Source organism: Bradyrhizobium sp. B039, assembly GCF_038965675.1.
GTDB classification, from domain to species: Bacteria; Pseudomonadota; Alphaproteobacteria; order Rhizobiales; family Xanthobacteraceae; genus Bradyrhizobium; species Bradyrhizobium diazoefficiens.
In genome coordinates, this window is record NZ_CP152416.1 from 1,526,256 (window position 1) to 1,544,708 (window position 18,453).

General features: G+C 65.0%; 19 protein-coding genes and 1 tRNA gene. 11 read left to right on the forward strand and 9 right to left on the reverse strand.

Features of this window, described 5'->3' with window-relative positions; all coding sequences use genetic code 11:
* The first annotated feature begins 193 nt into the window (after positions 1-193).
* The gene (locus AAFG50_RS07210; RefSeq protein ID WP_028172860.1) at positions 194-592 is read left to right on the forward strand and encodes a gamma-glutamylcyclotransferase family protein; all 399 of its coding nucleotides are present in this window, start codon (positions 194-196) and stop codon (positions 590-592) included.
* Between the two features lie 83 nt (positions 593-675).
* On the opposite strand, the gene AAFG50_RS07215 is transcribed toward AAFG50_RS07210, so the two are convergent.
* Complete coding sequence (locus AAFG50_RS07215; protein WP_028172861.1) at positions 676-1,239, reverse strand: chlorite dismutase family protein; 564 nt, start codon at positions 1,237-1,239, stop codon at positions 676-678.
* 280 nt (positions 1,240-1,519) lie between these two features.
* Between AAFG50_RS07215 and dnaG the strand changes: the two genes are divergently transcribed.
* A complete protein-coding gene (gene dnaG / locus AAFG50_RS07220; RefSeq protein ID WP_028172862.1) occupies positions 1,520-3,520 on the forward strand; it encodes a DNA primase in 2,001 nt (666 codons plus the stop codon).
* A gap of 374 nt (positions 3,521-3,894) precedes the next feature.
* The gene (gene rpoD / locus AAFG50_RS07225) at positions 3,895-6,054 is read left to right on the forward strand and encodes an RNA polymerase sigma factor RpoD (RefSeq protein ID WP_011090084.1); all 2,160 of its coding nucleotides are present in this window, start codon (positions 3,895-3,897) and stop codon (positions 6,052-6,054) included.
* Between the two features lie 108 nt (positions 6,055-6,162).
* Here rpoD and AAFG50_RS07230 read toward each other — a convergent pair whose 3' ends face one another.
* From AAFG50_RS07230 to AAFG50_RS07245, 4 genes are all read right to left on the reverse strand, one after another.
* Positions 6,163-6,399, reverse strand: a complete 237-nt coding sequence (locus AAFG50_RS07230; RefSeq protein ID WP_011090083.1) for a hypothetical protein — start codon at positions 6,397-6,399, stop codon at positions 6,163-6,165.
* A 517-nt stretch (positions 6,400-6,916) separates the two neighbouring features.
* Positions 6,917-7,264, reverse strand: coding sequence for a hypothetical protein (locus tag AAFG50_RS07235; RefSeq protein ID WP_028172863.1), 348 nt, complete (start codon positions 7,262-7,264; stop codon positions 6,917-6,919).
* Between the two features lie 258 nt (positions 7,265-7,522).
* Positions 7,523-8,467 (reverse strand): OmpA family protein, encoded by a 945-nt coding sequence (locus tag AAFG50_RS07240; RefSeq protein ID WP_028172864.1) that lies wholly within the window; start codon positions 8,465-8,467, stop codon positions 7,523-7,525.
* A gap of 114 nt (positions 8,468-8,581) precedes the next feature.
* Entirely contained in the window at positions 8,582-9,109 is a 528-nt protein-coding gene (locus tag AAFG50_RS07245) for a hypothetical protein (protein ID WP_028172865.1), read from the reverse strand.
* 156 nt (positions 9,110-9,265) lie between these two features.
* Here AAFG50_RS07245 and AAFG50_RS07250 point away from each other — a divergent pair, with 156 nt between their 5' ends.
* Positions 9,266-10,072 (forward strand): lytic murein transglycosylase, encoded by an 807-nt coding sequence (locus AAFG50_RS07250; protein ID WP_028172866.1) that lies wholly within the window; start codon positions 9,266-9,268, stop codon positions 10,070-10,072.
* Positions 10,073-10,281: 209 nt separating this feature from the next.
* Here AAFG50_RS07250 and AAFG50_RS07255 read toward each other — a convergent pair whose 3' ends face one another.
* Positions 10,282-11,127 (reverse strand): SDR family NAD(P)-dependent oxidoreductase, encoded by an 846-nt coding sequence (locus tag AAFG50_RS07255; protein WP_028172867.1) that lies wholly within the window; start codon positions 11,125-11,127, stop codon positions 10,282-10,284.
* A 127-nt stretch (positions 11,128-11,254) separates the two neighbouring features.
* On the opposite strand from AAFG50_RS07255, the gene AAFG50_RS07260 reads away from it, so the two are divergent.
* From AAFG50_RS07260 to AAFG50_RS07275, 4 genes are all read left to right on the forward strand, one after another.
* Positions 11,255-11,629 (forward strand): response regulator, encoded by a 375-nt coding sequence (locus tag AAFG50_RS07260; protein ID WP_011090077.1) that lies wholly within the window; start codon positions 11,255-11,257, stop codon positions 11,627-11,629.
* A gap of 283 nt (positions 11,630-11,912) precedes the next feature.
* Entirely contained in the window at positions 11,913-12,524 is a 612-nt protein-coding gene (locus AAFG50_RS07265; protein WP_011090076.1) for a LysE family translocator, read from the forward strand.
* Positions 12,525-13,120: 596 nt separating this feature from the next.
* On the forward strand, positions 13,121-14,332 hold the full coding sequence (locus AAFG50_RS07270; protein WP_028172868.1) for a GGDEF domain-containing protein: 1,212 nt from the start codon (positions 13,121-13,123) through the stop codon (positions 14,330-14,332).
* Between the two features lie 35 nt (positions 14,333-14,367).
* The gene (locus tag AAFG50_RS07275; RefSeq protein ID WP_028172869.1) at positions 14,368-14,991 is read left to right on the forward strand and encodes a peptidoglycan recognition family protein; all 624 of its coding nucleotides are present in this window, start codon (positions 14,368-14,370) and stop codon (positions 14,989-14,991) included.
* 53 nt (positions 14,992-15,044) lie between these two features.
* Here the strand turns inward: AAFG50_RS07275 and AAFG50_RS07280 are convergent, their stop codons facing one another.
* The 3 genes from AAFG50_RS07280 to AAFG50_RS07290 all read right to left on the reverse strand — a co-directional run bounded on the left by AAFG50_RS07280 (position 15,045) and on the right by AAFG50_RS07290 (position 17,701).
* Positions 15,045-15,386: a hypothetical protein gene (locus AAFG50_RS07280; RefSeq protein WP_028172870.1), complete on the reverse strand. Its 342-nt coding sequence runs from the start codon at positions 15,384-15,386 to the stop codon at positions 15,045-15,047.
* A 188-nt stretch (positions 15,387-15,574) separates the two neighbouring features.
* Positions 15,575-16,474 (reverse strand): RNA polymerase sigma factor RpoH, encoded by a 900-nt coding sequence (rpoH, locus tag AAFG50_RS07285; protein WP_011090072.1) that lies wholly within the window; start codon positions 16,472-16,474, stop codon positions 15,575-15,577.
* A 219-nt stretch (positions 16,475-16,693) separates the two neighbouring features.
* Entirely contained in the window at positions 16,694-17,701 is a 1,008-nt protein-coding gene (locus AAFG50_RS07290; RefSeq protein ID WP_028172871.1) for an RluA family pseudouridine synthase, read from the reverse strand.
* On the opposite strand from AAFG50_RS07290, the gene AAFG50_RS07295 reads away from it, so the two are divergent.
* The 3 genes from AAFG50_RS07295 (at position 17,700) to AAFG50_RS07305 (ending at position 18,431) form a co-directional block, all read left to right on the forward strand.
* A complete protein-coding gene (locus AAFG50_RS07295; protein WP_011090070.1) occupies positions 17,700-18,044 on the forward strand; it encodes a hypothetical protein in 345 nt (114 codons plus the stop codon). The genes AAFG50_RS07290 and AAFG50_RS07295 overlap by 2 nt on opposite strands.
* A complete protein-coding gene (locus AAFG50_RS07300; RefSeq protein WP_028172872.1) occupies positions 18,028-18,207 on the forward strand; it encodes a hypothetical protein in 180 nt (59 codons plus the stop codon). Before AAFG50_RS07295 ends, AAFG50_RS07300 begins: the two co-directional genes overlap by 17 nt.
* 149 nt (positions 18,208-18,356) lie before the next feature.
* Positions 18,357-18,431: transfer RNA gene (locus tag AAFG50_RS07305), tRNA-Glu, on the forward strand.
* Positions 18,432-18,453: the final 22 nt, after the last annotated feature.

Genomic DNA, 18,453 nt, shown 5'->3' on the forward strand with positions numbered 1-18,453 from the left:
CCTGGCGAAAGCCAGGACCCATACCGCGGAATCTATCGATTGCGAACGGTAGTCGTACCGAACGACGAGTCTTCGCCAAACGGCTCCCCGGGGTAATGGGTCCTGGCCCCCGTGCGCAATTGCGCACTAGGCCAGGACGACATCGAATGTGCAACGCTGTCGTTCCGCAAAATTCACAGTTATAGACACCCCCATGACCTCCGATCGTCTCTTCGTCTATGGCACCCTGATGCGTGGCTTCGACCATCCGATGGCGCGGCTGCTTGCCGGCCACGCGGAATTTCTGGGTAAAGCGACCTGCCGCGGCCGGCTCTTTCTCATCAAGCATTATCCGGGATTGCTGCTGTCGGATGCGCCGTCCGACCTTGTCCATGGCGAGCTGTTCCACATGCGCGTGCCCGACGAGCTGCTGCGCGAGCTCGACATGTACGAGGCCTGCGGCGAGGGGTTTCCGGAGCCGACCGAATATCTGCGCAAGCTGATCGACGTGACGCTGCCGGACGGCACCGCCGGCAAGGCGTGGACCTATGTCTACAACTGGCCCGTCGCCGATCTGCCCCGCATCGAGTCGGGGCGCTTCCTGGAGCACTAGAGCATGATCCGGAAAAGTGCGTAGCGGTTTTCCGACAAGATCAAGCTCAAAAAAAATAACCTAAAGCGCGATCTCTTCGCGCTTTAGGCCGACAGCACTTCCTTGACCACGCGCACGTCCACTTCGCGTTCGACGTAAGTCCATTCCTCGGTGCGCCTGAGCATCGCCACCAGCTCCTCGAACAGCGAGGCGTGCGCGGGGGCGAACTCGAACCAAGTCAGGAAGTCGAAGGGGCCGCCGAGGTCGCGGCAGTGATAGAGCTGCCGCGCGATGGCGGGCAGGAAGCGCAGGCTGCTGGCGATGTGGTGCGATCTGTCCTCGAAAATCCTGCGGCGGTCTTCCTGCGTCAGCTCCCACCAGGCCTGCGACTTGCGGATCGGGATCAGCGCCGCGCTGGTTGCCTCGAGCCGGCCGAGCCCGGCCTGCACGGCCACGAGCTGCTGCTTCTCAGCGCGCTCGGTGTAGCGCAAGCTGCTGGGCACGCCGGCAAGCCGCCACGCATTGCGCGAAGGCACCAGCGGCAACGAGACCGCCTCGCTGTCGGTGACCGACAGCGCCGGCATGAAGGGCAGGGGCTCGCCCGTCACCGGCGAAATCGAGGTGATGCGCCAGCCCCCGCTGTGGCCGCCTCGAAAGGTCCTGAACATAGGGATATGGAAGCGTGGAACCGGGTTAGGTTCAAGCTTTTCGCGTCATTCCCGGCCACCTGTTCCGTCGCCCTTCGAGGCTCGCCGAAGAGGCGAGCGCCTCCAGCGACAATGGCTTCGCCATTGCGCGGGGGTGACGGGATGGGCGCCTCGGGATGACGGCGCCTGTGCATAGGTCGAATAACCCGGATAAGCCTGACAAACCTGACTTTTGGGCGGGCCGCACCTATATCCCTGATCCTTCGCCCGACTCACACGGTTTCGCGCTAGACACACCCCCATGCGCTTCACGCCCCAATTCCTCGACGAGCTGCGTGCCCGGCTTTCGGTTTCCGAAGTCGTGGGCAAGCGCGTCAAGCTGAAGAAGGCCGGACGGGAGTGGAAGGGGCTGTCGCCGTTCCAGCAGGAGAAGACGCCGTCCTTCTACGTCAACGACCAGAAGGGTTTTTACCACGACTTCTCCTCCGGCAAGCATGGCGACATCATCACCTTCGTGATGGAGACCGACGGCCTGCCGTTCGCAGAGGCGGTCGAGCGGCTCGCGAGCATGGCGGGCCTGCCGCTGCCGGCGGTGACGCCCGATGCGGCGCGCCAGGAGCAGCGGCGCCGCTCGCTGCATGACGTCATGGATCTCGCGGCAAAGTATTTCGCCGAAACGCTGGCTTCGCGCGTCGGCGCCAAGGCGCGCGGCTATCTCGCCGATCGCGCCATCTCGCCGGCGACGCAATTGCAGTTCCGCCTCGGCTATGCCTCGCCCGATCGCTTCGCGCTGAAGGAGCATCTCGGCAAGCTCGGCGTCTCCGTCGACGACATGGTCGAGACCGGCCTGCTGATCGGCGGCGACGATATTCCCGTGCCCTATGACCGCTTCCGCGATCGCGTGATGTTTCCGATCACCGATCTGCGCGGCCGCGTCATCGCCTTCGGCGGACGCGCGCTGGAGAAGGACGTTCCGGCCAAATACCTGAACTCGCCGGAGACGCCGCTCTTCCACAAGGGCGACAATCTCTACAACCACCAGACCGCGCGCAAAGCCACGCATGACGGCAGCGCGCTGATCGTGGTCGAAGGCTATGTCGACGTCATCGCCATGGTCACCGCGGGCTTTGCCGGCAGCGTGGCGCCGCTCGGCACCGCGCTCACCGAAAACCAGCTCGCGCTGCTCTGGAAGATGGCGGACGAGCCGATCCTCTGCTTCGACGGCGACAGGGCCGGCCAGAAGGCGGCCTATCGTGCGGCCGATCTCGCCTTGCCGTTTCTCGCGCCCGGAAAAAGCTTGCGCTTTGCGCTGCTGCCGGAAGGGCAGGACCCCGACGATCTCGTCCGCTCCGGCGGGCGTGGCGCGATGGAAGAGGTGATCGCGGCGGCGCGTCCGCTCGCCGACATGCTCTGGTCGCGCGAGCTCGAAGGCGGCAACTTCGCCACCCCCGAGCGGCGCGCTGCACTGGAGGCGCGCATCAAGGAGCTCGCAGGCGGCATCCGCGACGAGGTGGTGCGGCGCTATTATCGCCAGGATCTCGCCGAGCGGCTTCAGCGTACGTTTGCGCCCGAGAGCGGGCGCGGCGGCTTTGCCGGCCGTGGCAATTTCCGCCCCGGTCAGGGCGGCCGCCCGTTCCAGCCGCGGAGCGGCGGGCAGGCGAATCGATTCGGCGGCCAGGGGTTCCGCGGCGCGCCCGGCCCCACCCCGCTACCCTCCGGCCCCTACCAGGCGGCGAGCCCCCAGCTCGCGATGAGCCCGATCATGAAGGGCCAGCGCAGCGTCATCTCCCGCAGGGAGGCCCTGATCCTGCAATGCCTGATCAACCACCCCTGGCTGCTGCATGAGCACCTCGAGGAGGTTGCCGCCCTGGAATTCGCCCATCCGGAGGCCCACAAGCTCCGCGCCGGCATTATCGCCGCTTTCGCCAACGACCATCACCACTCGCCGGACCCTGGCGAGCTGGCCGAGAAGATGCGGGCCGACATCGAAAAGGGAGGATTTTCTCAGCTTCTTCAAAGGGTTGAGAATGGCATCACGACCGCGGCGGTGTGGGGCGCGCGGGAAGGCGCGGCACGGGACGACGTTCTCTCCACTTGGCACCAGCTGGTTGCCTTGCATCGGCAATGGCATTCACTACTTAGAGAGCTGAAGGACGCCGAGCTGGCCTTGGGGGAGGACCCCAGCGAGGCCAATTTGGCGTGGCTGCGTGACGTCAAGGCTCGGATAGGCGAAGTCGACGGCACCGAGGCCCTGATCGAGGGTTTTGGCGAGCTGTCGGGCCGGTTCCAGAAGAGCGTGTGATGAAAGAATCATGCGGACGGCCGGGGCCGGAACCGCTAAAAGACTCGCCAAATCCATGGTTTGGCGGCAAAAACAGGGTTAATCGAGGCTTAACGGTCTTGTAGCACTTTGGCCCAGAGGCGGCCGCAGGCAGAACAGACGCGTCAGGAATGAATCCGCGCGAGAACTGTTGGCACTACACCTGCATCCGCTGCGACAAAGAGGCTCACGAAGCGTTAGGCAAATCCGGCGAGAGAAAGTTGGGGGTGGCGAGATATGTGCGCGCCGCCCTTTCCGTGTCGAGAGCTGACGAAGCGAGAGCGTCGAGCAACAGGTTCAAGTGATTTCAGGCAGGCGCGGCGAACGTCTGTGTGAAACGCGTTTAGGAGCAATGGATGGCCACCAAGGCAAAGACGCTGCAGGCGAAGGACAAGGAAAAAGACGACAAGGCAGCGGATGCTCCCGAGAAGGATTCCCAGGACGCGCCCTCGCCGTTGCTCGATCTGTCCGACGCGGCCGTGAAGAAGATGATCAAGCAGGCCAAGAAGCGCGGCTTCGTGACCTTCGATCAGCTCAATGAAGTGTTGCCGTCCGACCAGACCTCGCCCGAGCAGATCGAGGACATCATGTCCATGCTCTCGGACATGGGCATCAACGTCACCGAAGCCGACGATAGCGAAGGCGAGGAAGACAAGGACGAGGGCGGCGAGGACGAGACCGACAACGAACTCGTCGAGGTCACCCAGAAGGCCGTCACCGAGGTCAAGAAGAGCGAGCCGGGCGAGCGCACCGACGATCCCGTGCGCATGTATCTGCGCGAGATGGGCACCGTCGAGCTGCTCTCCCGCGAAGGCGAAATCGCGATCGCCAAGCGCATCGAGGCCGGCCGCGAGGCGATGATCGCAGGGCTGTGCGAAAGCCCGCTGAGCTTCCAGGCCATCATCATCTGGCGCGACGAGCTCAACGAAGGCAAGATCTTCCTTCGCGACATCATCGATCTCGAAGCGACCTATGCCGGCCCCGAAGCCAAGGGCGGCATGAACACCGCGATGATCGGCGGCCCCACCGGTGAGAACGGCGAAGCCACGGCCGAGGGCGGCGAAGCGGTTGCAGTGACCGGGGCTGCGCCCGCGCATGTCGCCCCGCCCGCCGCGCCGCCGGCGCCGACCCCGTTCCGCGCCGCGCCTGCCGCCGGCAACGGCGCCGAGGCCGAGAAGGATCCGGGCGAGGCCGCCGCCGAAGCCGACATGGACGAGGACGACGAGTTCGAGAACCAGATGTCGCTTGCGGCGATCGAGGCCGAGCTCAAGCCCAAGGTCGTCGAGATCTTCGACAAGATCGCCGAGAGCTACAAGAAGCTGCGCAAGCTTCAGGAGCAGGACATCCAGAACCAGCTCGAGAGCACCTCGCATGGGCCCTCGCTCTCGCCGCACCAGGAGCGCAAGTACCGCAAGCTCAAGGACGAGATCATCGTCGAGGTGAAGTCGCTGCGCCTCAACCAGGCGCGTATCGACAGTCTCGTCGAGCAGCTCTACGACATCAACAAGCGCCTCGTCTCGCATGAGGGCCGCCTGATGCGTCTCGCCGACAGCCACGGCGTCGCGCGCGAGGATTTCCTGCGCAACTACACCGGCTCGGAGCTCGATCCGCGCTGGCTCAACCGCGTCTCGAAGCTGTCGGCCAAGGGCTGGAAGAACTTCGTCCACCATGAGAAGGACCGCATCAAGGACCTCCGCCACGAGGTGCATCAGCTCGCTGCGCTCACCGGCCTGGAGATCGTCGAGTTCCGCAAGATCGTGCACTCCGTGCAGAAGGGCGAGCGCGAAGCCCGCCAGGCCAAGAAGGAGATGGTGGAAGCCAACCTCCGTCTCGTGATCTCGATCGCGAAGAAGTACACCAACCGCGGCCTGCAGTTCCTCGACCTGATCCAGGAAGGCAACATCGGCCTGATGAAGGCCGTCGACAAGTTCGAGTATCGCCGCGGCTACAAGTTCTCGACCTACGCCACGTGGTGGATCCGGCAGGCGATCACCCGCTCGATCGCCGACCAGGCGCGCACCATCCGCATCCCCGTGCACATGATCGAGACGATCAACAAGATCGTGCGCACGAGCCGCCAGATGCTCAACGAGATCGGCCGCGAGCCGACCCCTGAAGAGCTCGCCGAGAAGCTCGGCATGCCCTTGGAGAAGGTCCGCAAGGTCCTCAAGATCGCCAAGGAGCCGTTGTCGCTCGAAACCCCCGTCGGTGACGAGGAGGATTCGCATCTCGGCGATTTCATCGAGGACAAGAACGCGATCTTGCCGATCGACGCCGCGATCCAGTCGAACCTGCGCGAGACCACCACGCGCGTGCTCGCCTCGCTCACTCCGCGCGAAGAGCGCGTGCTGCGCATGCGCTTCGGCATCGGCATGAACACCGACCACACGCTGGAAGAAGTCGGCCAGCAGTTCTCGGTGACCCGCGAGCGTATTCGCCAGATCGAGGCCAAGGCGCTGCGCAAGCTGAAGCATCCGTCGAGGAGCCGGAAGCTGCGGAGCTTCCTGGATAACTAATTCGGATTCTCATGCCCGGGCCTGACCCGGGCATCCAGACGAAAACGGCGGGCCGAAAGCCCGCCGTTTTTCGTTTGTGCTGACGCGTCGCGTGTCGCGCTCGAAGTCCTACTTCTTCTTCACCCCCACCCGCTCGATCTCCTTGATCGCCAGCGGCGGGCGGCCGGATTTTTCGGCGATCTCGCGGTCCTGCTCCATGATGAAGCCGCGGGCGGGCTCGTCGCCCTCGAGGCCCCCGAGCAATTCCGCGGGGACGCGGCGGTTGGAGCGTTGGGAGCCGTCCTCATAGACGACGTTGAAGAAGGCAAACTCGCCTTTGGGATTGGTCCCGGGTTTCTTGGCCATGGCGGCTTGTCGTCGATAAGGGCGTCATAGTCAAATGGCTTTGGGGGTTGTCAGCATGGAGCCGCGGCCTGCGGAGGTCTCCGTGCCATCGATCGGCGAAATCTGATTTCAAGAAATGGATGCGCCCGGCGCTTCGTAAGGTCCGTTGCGGCCCTTCCTCAATAAACGGCGGGCCGAAAAGCCCGCCGTTTATTTTGGGTCTTCAGTGTCGCCCGGGGCTGGCGGGGCGACAACCTAGGATAGAATAATATAACTCGCGCCATGCCGTGGCAAGATAAATCGCCGCAGCGTTGGTGTCGCAGTGAGCGCATCAGATATGCGTCGATCGCGATCTCTGGTTTCGATGCGCGCCGAAACAATTGCTTGGACTATAAAATCACTTTGTTCATCTTGTCCGCTCTCGCGATGCAGCGAGAGTTACGCGCTTGTAGCGAGGCGCGTCGGGCTGCACGTGTTCCCGTTTGCGTGCCGACAATGTGATCCGGTGCGGACGAGTTCCATCTTCGCGGTGCACATCTCAATGCGTGCGCCTGCGCTGCGCCAGTTCCTGGACGGCGAGCGGCGATTGGTGTCCGCCGCCGCGCCCGCTATCATCCTCCTTACGTCCCTGCGCCATGATCGCGCTGCCCATCGCGGCGGAACCGAAGGTGATGAGGAACGAAGCGAGCAGCAGAACAAGCGCAACGCCGCCTGCGCGGTCGGCGAGGATCAGCTCGCGCAGATGCCCGGGGTTGAGCCAGAGCAGGCCGCCGACGAGAAGCGCCGCGGCGCAGGCGCCGATCGCGAGGTTGATGGCGAGCAGGCGGAACAGCGGGATGCGCAGCAGGGCGGGGCGGGTTGGTTTAGGTTGCTGATTGTTGGGCATGGCGGTTCGCCTCCTACAGAAGCGCAGAAATTATAGCGACAAGTCCGCCATCCGTCATGCCGGGGCGCGCAAAGCGCGAACTATGACGCGCAATTGCGCATCTGAGAATCCATTCATCCACCAACGCTGCCGCTCGATGGATTCCGGGTTCGCGCTGGCGCGCGCCCCGGAATGACGAGAGGGGAGCGTGGGCGCGATCGTTCATCCCATGTCGCTTGCAGCACTATGTTGAGGCGCATCAAACTCCGGCGCACGTCCTCACGGCGCCACCAGCTCCACCCGCCGGTTCAGCGCGCGGCCGGCGTCCGTCGCGTTCGAGCCGACTGGCGCGAGCAGGCCGACGCCGGCGGTGCGCAGTCTCGCCTGCGCGATGCGGAAGCTCTTCGCGAGTTCGGCGGCGACCGCTTCGGCGCGGCGTTTCGACAGGTCGAGATTGTACTCGTAGGCGCCCTGGCTGTCGGTGTGGCCGACGATGAAGACGTTGAGCTGCGGCTGGCTGGTCAGGAGCTTTGCGATCTGCTCCAGCGTCGGGCGGCTCTCCGGCTTCAGCACGGCCTTGTCGGTGTCGAAATAGATGCCGTAGAGCGCGATGTGGCCGGTCTCGCCCAGGCCCTTCGCCATCGCGGCGGCATCGACCATCTTGTTCGCGATGGCGCCGAGCTCGGCGACGGTGACCTGCGCATAGATCTCCTGGTTGTTCTGGCTGACGATGACGCTGGCATAGGTCTCGCGCCCGCCTTCGCTCTTGCGGCCGGCAAAGTAGCGGTAGTTGAAGCCGTCGACCCACATCTGCGGGATCGGCAGCGTGTCGATGTTTTCCGTGAAGGGAATGGCGCCGCAGGCGTCGGTGTCGCAGGAGAGCAGGGTCTCGAAGCCGGCTTTCGCGAGCTGCGTCTCGAAATTGCGCGACACTTCCAGGATCGAGGGACCGGGATTGGTGCGATAGGCGATGCGGACAACGCGGCCCTCGAGCCGCCGCGCATCGGTCGGCTGGCCGTCCTTGAAGGCGGCCGCCTGCATCCGAGCGGCGTCAAAATCCTTCACCACATAGCCGGTGATGACGCTGCCGGCGAACCGGCCGATGCCGGGATAGTCGCGGCTGCCGGCGACGTCGCGCGTCTGCGCGGTCGCGGTGGTGTCGGCGAGAAGGCAGAGCAGGGCGGCAAGGACGAGCGATCCGGGGATGTTTCGCGGCGCGGGCATCGGCACTCTCTATCGGTTGAGGAGGGGGCGCAGACGTTAGTCGCCTGCACCATACCGCCGGTTCTCACCGGCGGCCCATTCCCTTGCCGATTGTCCGGAAAGCCGCCGCCCGTTTCAAGCCGCCGGTGCAATCCGGCTGCCGGCCTCGGGCGCCTGCGCCGCCTGCTGGCGTTCCATCATGGTCTGCCACAGCGTTGCGATGCTGGTCTGGGTCTGCGGCGCGATCAGGCAATGGCCCTCATTGTCGAAGCCGCAGAACCGCACCGACGGGTCTTTCCTCACCTCGGTCAGCGCCTCGTTGAGCATCTCCAGGCAGGTCATGACCTGGCCGACGTCCTGCAGGCGGGTGTGATGCAGGATGTCCATCAGGCGGAACGTCATCACTGCGGGCTGGCCGATGCTGATGCCGGGACGGCCGAGCTCGAACAGCACGTTCACGGCGGGAAACACGCCGCGGACATGCTCAAGCACGCCGGCCATGTCCTCCACGCTGCAGGCGACGAGATGGGCGGCCTGCGGCGGCGCGGCCGCAGGCGTCCGCGGTGCAAGGCCGAGCGAGGTGATCACCTCCTGCTCGATCCATTGCCGCACCAAGGCGGGCGCATTGCGGATCTGCTCGGCGGTCAAGGTAATTCCGGTCATAGGCTAGTCTCCTGGGAGGCTCTCGTGTTTCGCTCAATCTAGAAAGCGGGGCGTGAGACACGTTGATGCGGATCAAGCGCGCCGCTTTGACGGTTGCCGCTTTCCCGGGCATGATCGCGCGCTGCTTCGCACTGGGATTTTGGGGGATCGCTCGACATGCTGAGATACGCTCTGGCCGCCGCTTGCTTCGTTGGTCTGGCCGGCGGCCCGGCCGAGGCCGCGCGCTGCGGCGGCGACTTCAACGGCTTCGTCGCCAGCATGGCCTCGGAAGCGCAAGGAGCCGGCGTCTCGGCGAGCGTGACCAGTGCGGCGTTCAGCGGCATCACCCAGGACGGCGCCGTGCTCGCCTTCGACCGGCGCCAGCGCTACACCTTCAACAAGAGCTTTGAGCAGTATGTTTCGACCCGCGTCGGGCCGGGCCGCATCAATGGCGGCAAGGCGCTGTTGCAGCGTCACGCCGCGCTGCTCTCGCGCATCGAACAGCAGTTCGGCGTACCCCGCTATATCCTGGTTGCGATCTGGGGGCTCGAGAGCGATTTTGGCAAGGGCGACATCGGCAAGCTGCCGGTGATCCGCACGTTGGCGACGCTCGCGCATGACTGCCGCCGCACCGATCTGTTCCAGGGCGAGCTGCTCGCCGCCCTCAAGATCGTGCAGCGCGGCGACCTGCCGCTGCGCGACCTGATCGGCGCCTATGCCGGCGAGATCGGCCAAACCCAGTTCCTGCCGTCGTCCTACATCAAGTACGGCGTCGATTTCGACGGCGACGGTCACGTCGACCTGCGCCACAGCGTGCCCGACGTGCTCGCCTCGACCGCGAACCTGCTCCACACCAGCGGCTTCAAGATGGGCCAGCCCTACGGCGAAGGCACCGCCAATTTCGAGGCGATGCGGGAGTGGAACAGGGCGGTGATCTATCGCAAGACGATCGGCTATTTTGCCGATCGGCTGGCGGGGCAGTGAGGGTGGGAGACGGCTGCGAGGGCACCCCCCATCGTCGTCCTGGCGAAAGCCAGGACCCATTACCTCAGGGAGTAATTGTTACGACGGCTCTCAGCCACTTGCATTGGCTGAGTAACTGCCCGCCTTCGCCAAACTGAGTTCGGTGGCTATGGGTCCTGGCTTTCGCCAGGACGACAACGGTGGGTGCGGAGGGCGGCGTCGCATCACACTCACTTCGTCCCCTTCGCCATCTTCTCCAGCCTCCGCTGCAACGGCGCCCAGTACGTCCCCGGGCGGAAGCGCTGCAGCAGGTCCATGAAGCGGGCGTCGTTGCCGATCAGGATGCGGGGCTCGTTCCTCTCGATGCCCTTGATGATGCGCAGAGCGGCGTCCTTTGGTGTCGTCTTTGCCGCGTTCTCGAACCGCTCGATCATTTGCGAGCGGCGGGCATTGTCGGTGACGCCGACCCCGGTGCGCGAGCTCCGCGCGATTGCGGTGGCGACGCCGCCGGGATGCACGACCGACAGCTTCACCGGGCTTCCGGCGACCGCGAGCTCGTGCCGGACGCTCTCGGAAAAACCGCGCACGGCGAATTTGGCCGCGGCATAGGCCGATTGTCCCGGCGGGGCGATGATGCCGAAAACCGACGAGACGTTGACGATATGCGCCGCTTCCATCGTCTTCAGGTGCGGCAGAAAGGCGCGCGTGCCGTGCACCACGCCCCAGAAATTGATGTCGAACAGCCACTCCATCTGCGCCTGGTCGATCTCCTCGAAGGTGCCCAGCAGCGCCACGCCGGCATTGTTGACGAGGATGCCGAGCGACGGATGCGCCGCTGTCGCTTCGCTTGCGAACTGCGCGATGTCGCCGGGCTCGCTGACGTCGACGCGATGCACGGTGACCTTGCGTGCCTTCTCGCTTCCTTCGCCGATCTCGGCGGCGAGCGCCTTCAGCCCGGCCTCGTCGCGATCGGCGAGCGCAAGGTCGCAGCCGCGCTGGGCGAGTTCGATGGCGAGTGCGCGGCCAATGCCGCTTGCAGCTCCCGTGATGGCGGCGGCGCCGCGAATCGCAGTCATGGATCCCCCTCAAGCTCCGATTTTGGAACTATGATTTACATTTTTTCAGAATGGAACCGAACCGTATTCGAGTTGGCTCCTTAACGTAAGTTACTTGGACGAAGACAGGCAGCATTGGGAGTCGCCGATGGGACAATCGAGACCATTTCCTGCAACGGCACTCGTCGTTGAAGACGACCCCATGCAGAGGGAAATGCTCAGTCTCCTGCTGGAAGAGAGCGGCTATCAGGTCATCCAGTGCGAGAGCGCCGAAGCGGCCGAGCGCGTGCTCGAGAAGAGCGCAGGCGCGCTCTGCCTGATGGTGACCGACGTGCAGCTTGCCGGCCGCATGAACGGCGTCGAGCTCGCCCATGTCGCCAAGGGACGCAATCCCAAGCTCGACGTCGTCGTCACCTCCGGCCGCCCGTTGAACCAGCCCTTGCCCGACGGCGCCAAATTCTGGGCCAAGCCCTGGGCGCCGCTCGACGTGCTGCGCGAGGCCGAGATCGCGCAGGTGGTCTGACCGGGTCAGAACCGCTTTGTTTGTAGGGCTGGCCAGTTCTCACCTCGTCATCCTGAGGTGCAAGCCGCGCGGCGCAAAGCGTCGTGTGGCGAGCCTCGAAGGATGAACGGCCGAGATGCAGCCGGGCCATCACCCTTCGAGGCTCGCCGAAGAGGCGAGCACTTCAGGGTGACGGTGTTGGAATTGCCTTGTCTGTGGGGCAGGTCTGTTCGCACCCCGTCATCCTGACGGCTGATCCCGGGCGCCGCTTTCTTGCCATGAGGCGGGGTGGTAGGGTCTGCTCATGACCTGGTCCTTCCTGCTCACCTCGCTGATCGTCGTCGCCTCGCCCGGCACCGGCGTGCTTTACACGCTGGCCGCGGCATTGACGCGCGGCTCCCGCGCCAGCTTGGCTGCCGCCTTCGGCTGCACGCTCGGGATCGTGCCGCACATGGTTGCCGCCATGCTGGGACTTGCCGCCGTGCTCCACACCAGCGCGCTCGCCTTCGCCGCGCTGAAATGGTGCGGCGTTCTCTATCTGCTTTACATGTCCTGGCAGGCGCTGCGTGAGCGGGGTGCGCTGGCGGTGGAGGGCGAGATCAAGGAGCGGTCGAGCGGCCGGGTCATCGTCACCGGCTTCCTGATCAACATCCTCAATCCAAAACTGTCGATCTTCTTCCTCGCCTTCCTGCCGCAGTTCATCGCGGCGGACGAGGCCCATGTGCTGGCGCGAATGCTGGAATTGAGCGGCGCCTTCATGGCGATGACGTTTGCGGTGTTCGTCGTCTACGGCCTCTGCGCCGCATCCGTGCGCGAGCGCGTCATCTCCCGCCCCGCGGTGATGACCTGGCTGCGCCGCAGCTTTGCGGCGGGATTTGCCGCACTCGGCGCCAAGCTCGCGTTTGCCGAGCGGTAGCTTCTCCAGCCAATAAAAAAGCGGGCCACGCGCCCGCCATCTTCAAACTCTCTTAGCCTTACCCGACGCCCGGGCGGAGCGAGCTCCACCCGGGCAAAGAACATGCTGGCTACTTCTTCTTCGCGGCCTTCTTGGCCTTCTTCTTTGTCGCCTTCTTCGCCTTCTTCGCTTTCTTAGCCATAGTATCCTCTCAAGGGTTAATGGTGGAACGCGACACGAGGGATGCTCGGCGGAGGGCCAGCCTCGCAACATCCTCGACGACAAACTCAGCAGATTCGCAGGTCTCTGCCCCGCGCCGTCATATCTGTGTCATCACGTTATCCACAGCTCAGATGCGTTTTCGGGTGATTTTTGCCCGCGAATCCGCTCCGCGGCGGATCGCGATACGACCGCACGAGGCCGATGGCGACATGCCTAACGATCCGACAATCCGCGCGCCGTTCACGAATCCAAAACCAAAGGCGCGCTTTGAAGGATCGCAGTGAGACTCCGTTAAGTGCAACCCGCGCATTGTTCCCCGCAAGAAAACGGGGATGGGTTATGGACGGACGGCTACCAGTAATGGGGGGCGGGGCGCTGCACTTGCCGCACGCGCCATGCTGAACGTACCGACACTCTGGACGGTCTTCGTCGTCAACTTCCTGGCGCTCGGCCTGATCTGGGCCTACGTGACGCGTTCCTATCCGAAATTCGCGGCCGCACGGTTCTGGATGGCATCGGCCTTCGTCGGCGCGGCCGGCGCGATGGCGGCGCTGATCCGTCTGTTCGTCGCCTCTCCCGTGCCGCTTCTCATCGGGGCCACCGGTATCATTGCGGCGAGCTGCTTTGCCGCCATGGGCATTCAGCGCTTCTACGACCGGCCGGTCTCCTGGCGCGTCATGGCTGCGACGGGGATCATCAGCATCGGCAGTGTCGTCTTCTTCATGGTCGGCTTCGAGCACATGCAGCTGCGCATGCTCAGCTACACGATCGGCCAGGCCCTGCCGCTGGTGCTGTCGCTGCGTCTGTTGCTGTTGCCGCCTGAAGGGCACGTCAATCCTGGCGCCCGTCTGGCCGGCATCGTCATCATCACCATCATTGCGATCTTCCTTGCCCGTGCGGTGGGCAATCTGCTCGGCCACGATTTCTCGGCGGTCGCCGGCGGTCAGACCCACGCCGTCATGGTGCTGGGGCTCCTGTTCCTGTCGATGACGCTCAATTTCGGCTTCCTCCTGATGGCGATGGACCGGCTGCGTGGCGAGGTCGCCGACCTCGCGCTGCTCGACGATCTCACCGGCGTCGCCAACCGGCGCCATCTGTTGCAGCGACTGTCCGAGGAATGCGCCCGTTCGGAGCGCAGCGGCGAGCCGTTCTCGCTGCTGGTGATCGATCTCGACGGCTTCAAGACCATCAACGACACCCATGGCCATGCCGCAGGCGATGCCTGCCTCCAGCACTTCACCCTGATGGCGCAGACGCGGCTGCGGCCCGGCGACATGCTCGCCCGCACCGGCGGTGACGAGTTCTGCGTCGTGCTGCCGTCCTCTTCCTTGCGCGAGGCGGCCGCAATCGCGCGCCGTGTGCTCGAGGTCTGCCGTCGGGACGCTGCGGCCTGCAACGGCAACGACATCCCGATCGCGATCTCGATCGGCGCGGCGCAATGGGATCCCGGCATCGGCCAATTCCCGGACCGCCTGATCGCGCATGCCGATCACGCCCTCTATGCCGCCAAGAAGAACGGCAAGAACGATTTTGCCGTCTACGATCCGGCACCGCCGCTCTCGCCCGAGCCGAACGGCATGGGCGAAGCCGCGCACAATTTCGCCTGACGGCGTGCTAGGCTCGGGTCCGCATTGGACCCTTTGTGATGATGTCTCGCCTGCTCGCGGCCATTCTCGCCGCCCTCCTGATCGCACCCGCCGCCGCAACCGACGCTGAACTCGCAAAGCTCGCGCGCGCCTCCGGCACGCCCGACATTCCCGGCCTGAAGATCGTCTGGCTCGCGCCGTGGGGCGACGTCCGCAGCGCCCATTCCTGGCGCAACATCATCGTGCACCAGACCGAGGGGCCGGCGGGCTCGGCCCGCGGCGGCGCGGCGGAGCAGTCGAAGAACCCGACGCGGCGCGGCGTCACGGTCTGGGTCGAGACCGACGGCACGGTCTATTGGGCGGTCGCGGAAAACCTGGTGCCGACCCATGGCGACGGCGCCAACCGCAACGACAACAAGTACATCGACAACAGACCGACCTATCGCCAGGTGGTGCGCGACAATTCGATCGGCGTCGAGTTCGCCGGCAATTATCCCGATGTTGCGGCCGGTCCCACCGAGGCCCAGGTCGCGGCGTGGAAGATCCTCGTCCAGGTGCTGCGTGCGCGCTACGACATCCCGCTCGACCGCGTCTATGCGCACAACTGGATCGACTACAAGGACGCGCGCTATTGCGAAGGCTGCTGGCTCGCGACGCTGGCGAGGACATGGGGGGAGTAGCGCGCGTGTCATTCCGGGTTCGCGCTACGCGCGCCCCGGAATGACGGGAGGGGCTACACCGGCTGCGCCATCCAGCCGAACAGCCGCCGGATCAAGCCTGGCCGCCGCGGCACTTCCGGCGGCTCGTCCGCTGCGAGCACGCGTTTGAAGAAGTAGTCCAGGAACACCATGTCGTTCGGCTCGGTGACGGTGAATGTCTCGTCGCCGAAGTACACGCTGTAGTTAAAGAAGAACGGACCCATGATCGGGATCGTCGCGGTCGAGGCGTAGTCCTTGGAGATCACGAACTCCGCGGGATCGAGCCCGTGGTCCCGCATCGCCTGCTCGACCAGCGGCAGCTTGCGCATGAACTGGGCGGAGAAGCCGCCGACGGTGGATTGCAAAATGATCGACACGGCGCGTGTCCGTTCTCTGGATGTGGCCCGTCAAGAGTGTGTCGGGCGACCCGTCACGGGCGTTCAAGGTGCCTCGCCGGCATCGCTGCGAAATATGCCGCAGCTCACACCCAACAAAAAAGCCGGCGTTGCCGCCGGCTTTTCCGTCTCTTTCGATCCGCCAATCTCTTGCGCCAGCGAAGCTCCGCTTAATGCGCGGCTTCCAGCGCGGCCTGTTCTGCCCTTGCGATCGTGCCCTTGACCGCGGACTGCACCTTCTCGAAGGCGCGGACCTCGATCTGGCGGACGCGCTCGCGCGACACGCCGAACTCGGCAGCAAGGTCTTCCAGCGTCATCGGCTCATCGGCGAGGCGGCGGGCCTCGAAGATGCGGCGTTCGCGCGGGTTGAGCACGCCCATGGCGCCGTTCAGCGCGTCACGGCGGTGATCGTACTCCTCGTGCTCCGCCATCATGGCTTCCTGGTTGGGCGTATTGTCGACCAGCCAGTCCTGCCATTCGCCGGCTTCGCCGTCGTCGCGGATCGGCGCGTTGAGCGACGCGTCGCCACCGAGGCGGCGGTTCATGTCGATCACGTCCTGGTCCGTCACGCCCAGCCGCTTGGCAATGGTCGCAACCTGGTCGGGGCGGAGATCGCCCTCGTCCAGCGCGTTGATCTTGCTCTTCGCCTTGCGCAGGTTGAAGAACAGCTTCTTCTGGTTCGCGGTGGTGCCCATCTTCACGAGCGACCAGGAACGCAGGATGTACTCTTGAATTGACGCCTTGATCCACCACATCGCGTAGGTGGCGAGACGGAACCCCTTCTCGGGTTCGAAACGCTTCACCGCCTGCATCAGGCCGACATTGCCTTCCGAGACGACCTCGGAGATCGGCAGGCCGTAGCCGCGATAGCCCATGGCGATCTTGGCCACGAGGCGGAGATGGCTGGTGACGAGTTGGTGCGCCGCGTCGCGATCGTCATGCTCCCGCCAGCGCTTGGCGAGCATGTATTCCTGCTGGGGTTCCAGCATCGGGAACTTGCGGATCTCGGCGAGGTAGCGAGAAAGGCCGGATTCTCCATTGAGGACCGGCAGAGCAGCGGTACGGGCCATAGTTGAGCCCTCCAAAGGTTCAGGCCCCCGATAGCGGCGGGCCAGGCAGACGACCGCTGTGTTAAAGCCGGCCGTAGCTGCGATGTTCCGCGTTGGTCATTTCCAACGCAGGCGCAATATACCCCATGGGGGGTCAAAAAGGGAAGGATTGCTGACGTCACGTCCCCGTGTGGCAGCTATAACTTTTTGTAATGTAACGCTTTTCCTAACGGGCCTGCGTCATAGCGCCGCTTTCAGGGCGCTCCTGAGGAGAAGCAAATCCTCCGGCAGTGGCGCCTCCCAGTGGAGTAATTCTCCCGTCCTCGGGTGCTCCAATACCAGCAGATAGGCATGCAGGGCCTGCCGCCTGAGCGCCGCTAAAGCGGCCTGCGACTCTGGCGCCAGCTGGTTCGCCTTTGTCTTGAAGTGTGGGCCATAGACCGCATCGCCCATCAGCGGATGGCCGATATGGGCGAGGTGGACCCGGATCTGGTGCGTGCGCCCGGTCTCGAGCTCGCAGGCGAGCAGCGCCGCGATCGGCTTGCCGTCGCGCCCCGGAAAACTCTCCAGGATCTCCCAATGCGTCACTGCCTCGCGGCCGCCCTGGCGCACCGCCATCTTCTCCCGCGCATACGGATGGCGGTCGATCGGCGCATCGACGGTGCCGCGATGCCGGCCCGGCACCCCCCAGGCGAACGCCATATAGCCGCGCCGCATCGCCCCGGTGCGGCCGTGGTCGGCGAACTGTGCCGACAGCGAGGCGTGGGCGAGGTCGTTCTTGGCGACCACCATCAGTCCCGTCGTGTCCTTGTCCAGCCGGTGCACGATGCCGGGCCGGCGTACCCCGCCGATCCCCGACAGCGTCGAGCCGCAATGGGCGATCAGCGCGTTCACCAGGGTCCCGGTCTCGTGGCCGGCCGCGGGGTGCACGACCAGGCCCTTGGGCTTGTTGATGACGATGATGTCGTCGTCCTCGAACACGATATCGAGGGCGATCTCTTCGCCCTTCGGCTCGGCGGGCGCGGCCTCCGGCACGTCGATTATGATCGTATCGCCGTGACTGACGTGATAAGCGGGGTCGCGGACGGCGGAGGCCTTCAGGCTCACCGCCCCCGCCAGGATCAGGGCTTTCAGCCTCGATCGCGACAGGTCCGGCAGGCGCGCCGCCAGCACGCGGTCGAGCCGGGCCGAGCCCTCGTCGCCGGCGACGACAACCTCCAACCTTTGCGCAGAGCCTGAGTTTTCCATGACGACGTCTGATACCGCTGTTCCCGAACCGACCCCCGAGCAGGCCGCGCTGTTCGCGCGGGTGCGGCGGATGATGCTGATCGCGGGGCTGACCACGGCGCTGGCGATCTGCGCCGTTCTGATCGCGGTGGGCTACCGCCTTTTCAAGTCGGAGGGAAGGGCGCCCGAGATCGCGGGCGACGTCACTGCCACCCTGCCGAAGGGCGCCAGGATCGTCTCGACCGGGGTCGCCGGCGATCGCCTCGTGATCACGCTGGATGTCGGCGGGGTCACCGAGATCCGCACCTTCGACGCCCACACCCTGAAGCCGGCGGGAAAGCTCAAATTTGCCAACGAGCCGTAGCGCCGCCCCGGTTCGGGACCTGCTCAACCAGGCCATAGCCGGCAACAGCGGCGAGCAGATCCGCTCGACGTCGCCGTCCAAATCCGCATTTTCGGGCTCCGGCCTGTTCCGCCTGGAGCCGGCCGCCGGCGCCGCCGCGATCGAGAAATTGAAGAAGCCCTGAGTGTTCCCGGCCATGTGACGGGAGCGCGTGCGGCCGGGCGGTCCTTCGCGCCGTTAAGCCTGAGCCGCACTCGCCATGCATATCCGCCGATTTCGCCCCCGATCGAGGCTTGCCGCCGGCAAAATTCGCGGCTATGTCCTGTCCCTCACGCTCCCTTCGTCTAGCGGTTAGGACGCGGCCCTCTCAAGGCTGAAACAGGGGTTCGATTCCCCTAGGGAGCGCCAAATCCAAGATATTTCCCGACAT

Bases quoted from the DNA above. Each gene is read 5' to 3' on its own strand.
- AAFG50_RS07210 (WP_028172860.1), top strand. From the start codon at position 194: ATGACCTCCGATCGTCTCTTCGTCTATGGCACCCTGATGCGTGGCTTC.
- AAFG50_RS07215 (WP_028172861.1), bottom strand. From the start codon at position 1,239: ATGTTCAGGACCTTTCGAGGCGGCCACAGCGGGGGCTGGCGCATCACC.
- dnaG (WP_028172862.1), top strand. From the start codon at position 1,520: ATGCGCTTCACGCCCCAATTCCTCGACGAGCTGCGTGCCCGGCTTTCG.
- rpoD (WP_011090084.1), top strand. From the start codon at position 3,895: ATGGCCACCAAGGCAAAGACGCTGCAGGCGAAGGACAAGGAAAAAGAC.
- AAFG50_RS07230 (WP_011090083.1), bottom strand. From the start codon at position 6,399: ATGGCCAAGAAACCCGGGACCAATCCCAAAGGCGAGTTTGCCTTCTTC.
- AAFG50_RS07235 (WP_028172863.1), bottom strand. From the start codon at position 7,264: ATGCCCAACAATCAGCAACCTAAACCAACCCGCCCCGCCCTGCTGCGC.
- AAFG50_RS07240 (WP_028172864.1), bottom strand. From the start codon at position 8,467: ATGCCCGCGCCGCGAAACATCCCCGGATCGCTCGTCCTTGCCGCCCTG.
- AAFG50_RS07245 (WP_028172865.1), bottom strand. From the start codon at position 9,109: ATGACCGGAATTACCTTGACCGCCGAGCAGATCCGCAATGCGCCCGCC.
- AAFG50_RS07250 (WP_028172866.1), top strand. From the start codon at position 9,266: ATGCTGAGATACGCTCTGGCCGCCGCTTGCTTCGTTGGTCTGGCCGGC.
- AAFG50_RS07255 (WP_028172867.1), bottom strand. From the start codon at position 11,127: ATGACTGCGATTCGCGGCGCCGCCGCCATCACGGGAGCTGCAAGCGGC.
- AAFG50_RS07260 (WP_011090077.1), top strand. From the start codon at position 11,255: ATGGGACAATCGAGACCATTTCCTGCAACGGCACTCGTCGTTGAAGAC.
- AAFG50_RS07265 (WP_011090076.1), top strand. From the start codon at position 11,913: ATGACCTGGTCCTTCCTGCTCACCTCGCTGATCGTCGTCGCCTCGCCC.
- AAFG50_RS07270 (WP_028172868.1), top strand. From the start codon at position 13,121: ATGCTGAACGTACCGACACTCTGGACGGTCTTCGTCGTCAACTTCCTG.
- rpoH (WP_011090072.1), bottom strand. From the start codon at position 16,474: ATGGCCCGTACCGCTGCTCTGCCGGTCCTCAATGGAGAATCCGGCCTT.
- AAFG50_RS07295 (WP_011090070.1), top strand. From the start codon at position 17,700: ATGACGACGTCTGATACCGCTGTTCCCGAACCGACCCCCGAGCAGGCC.
- AAFG50_RS07290 (WP_028172871.1), bottom strand. From the start codon at position 17,701: ATGGAAAACTCAGGCTCTGCGCAAAGGTTGGAGGTTGTCGTCGCCGGC.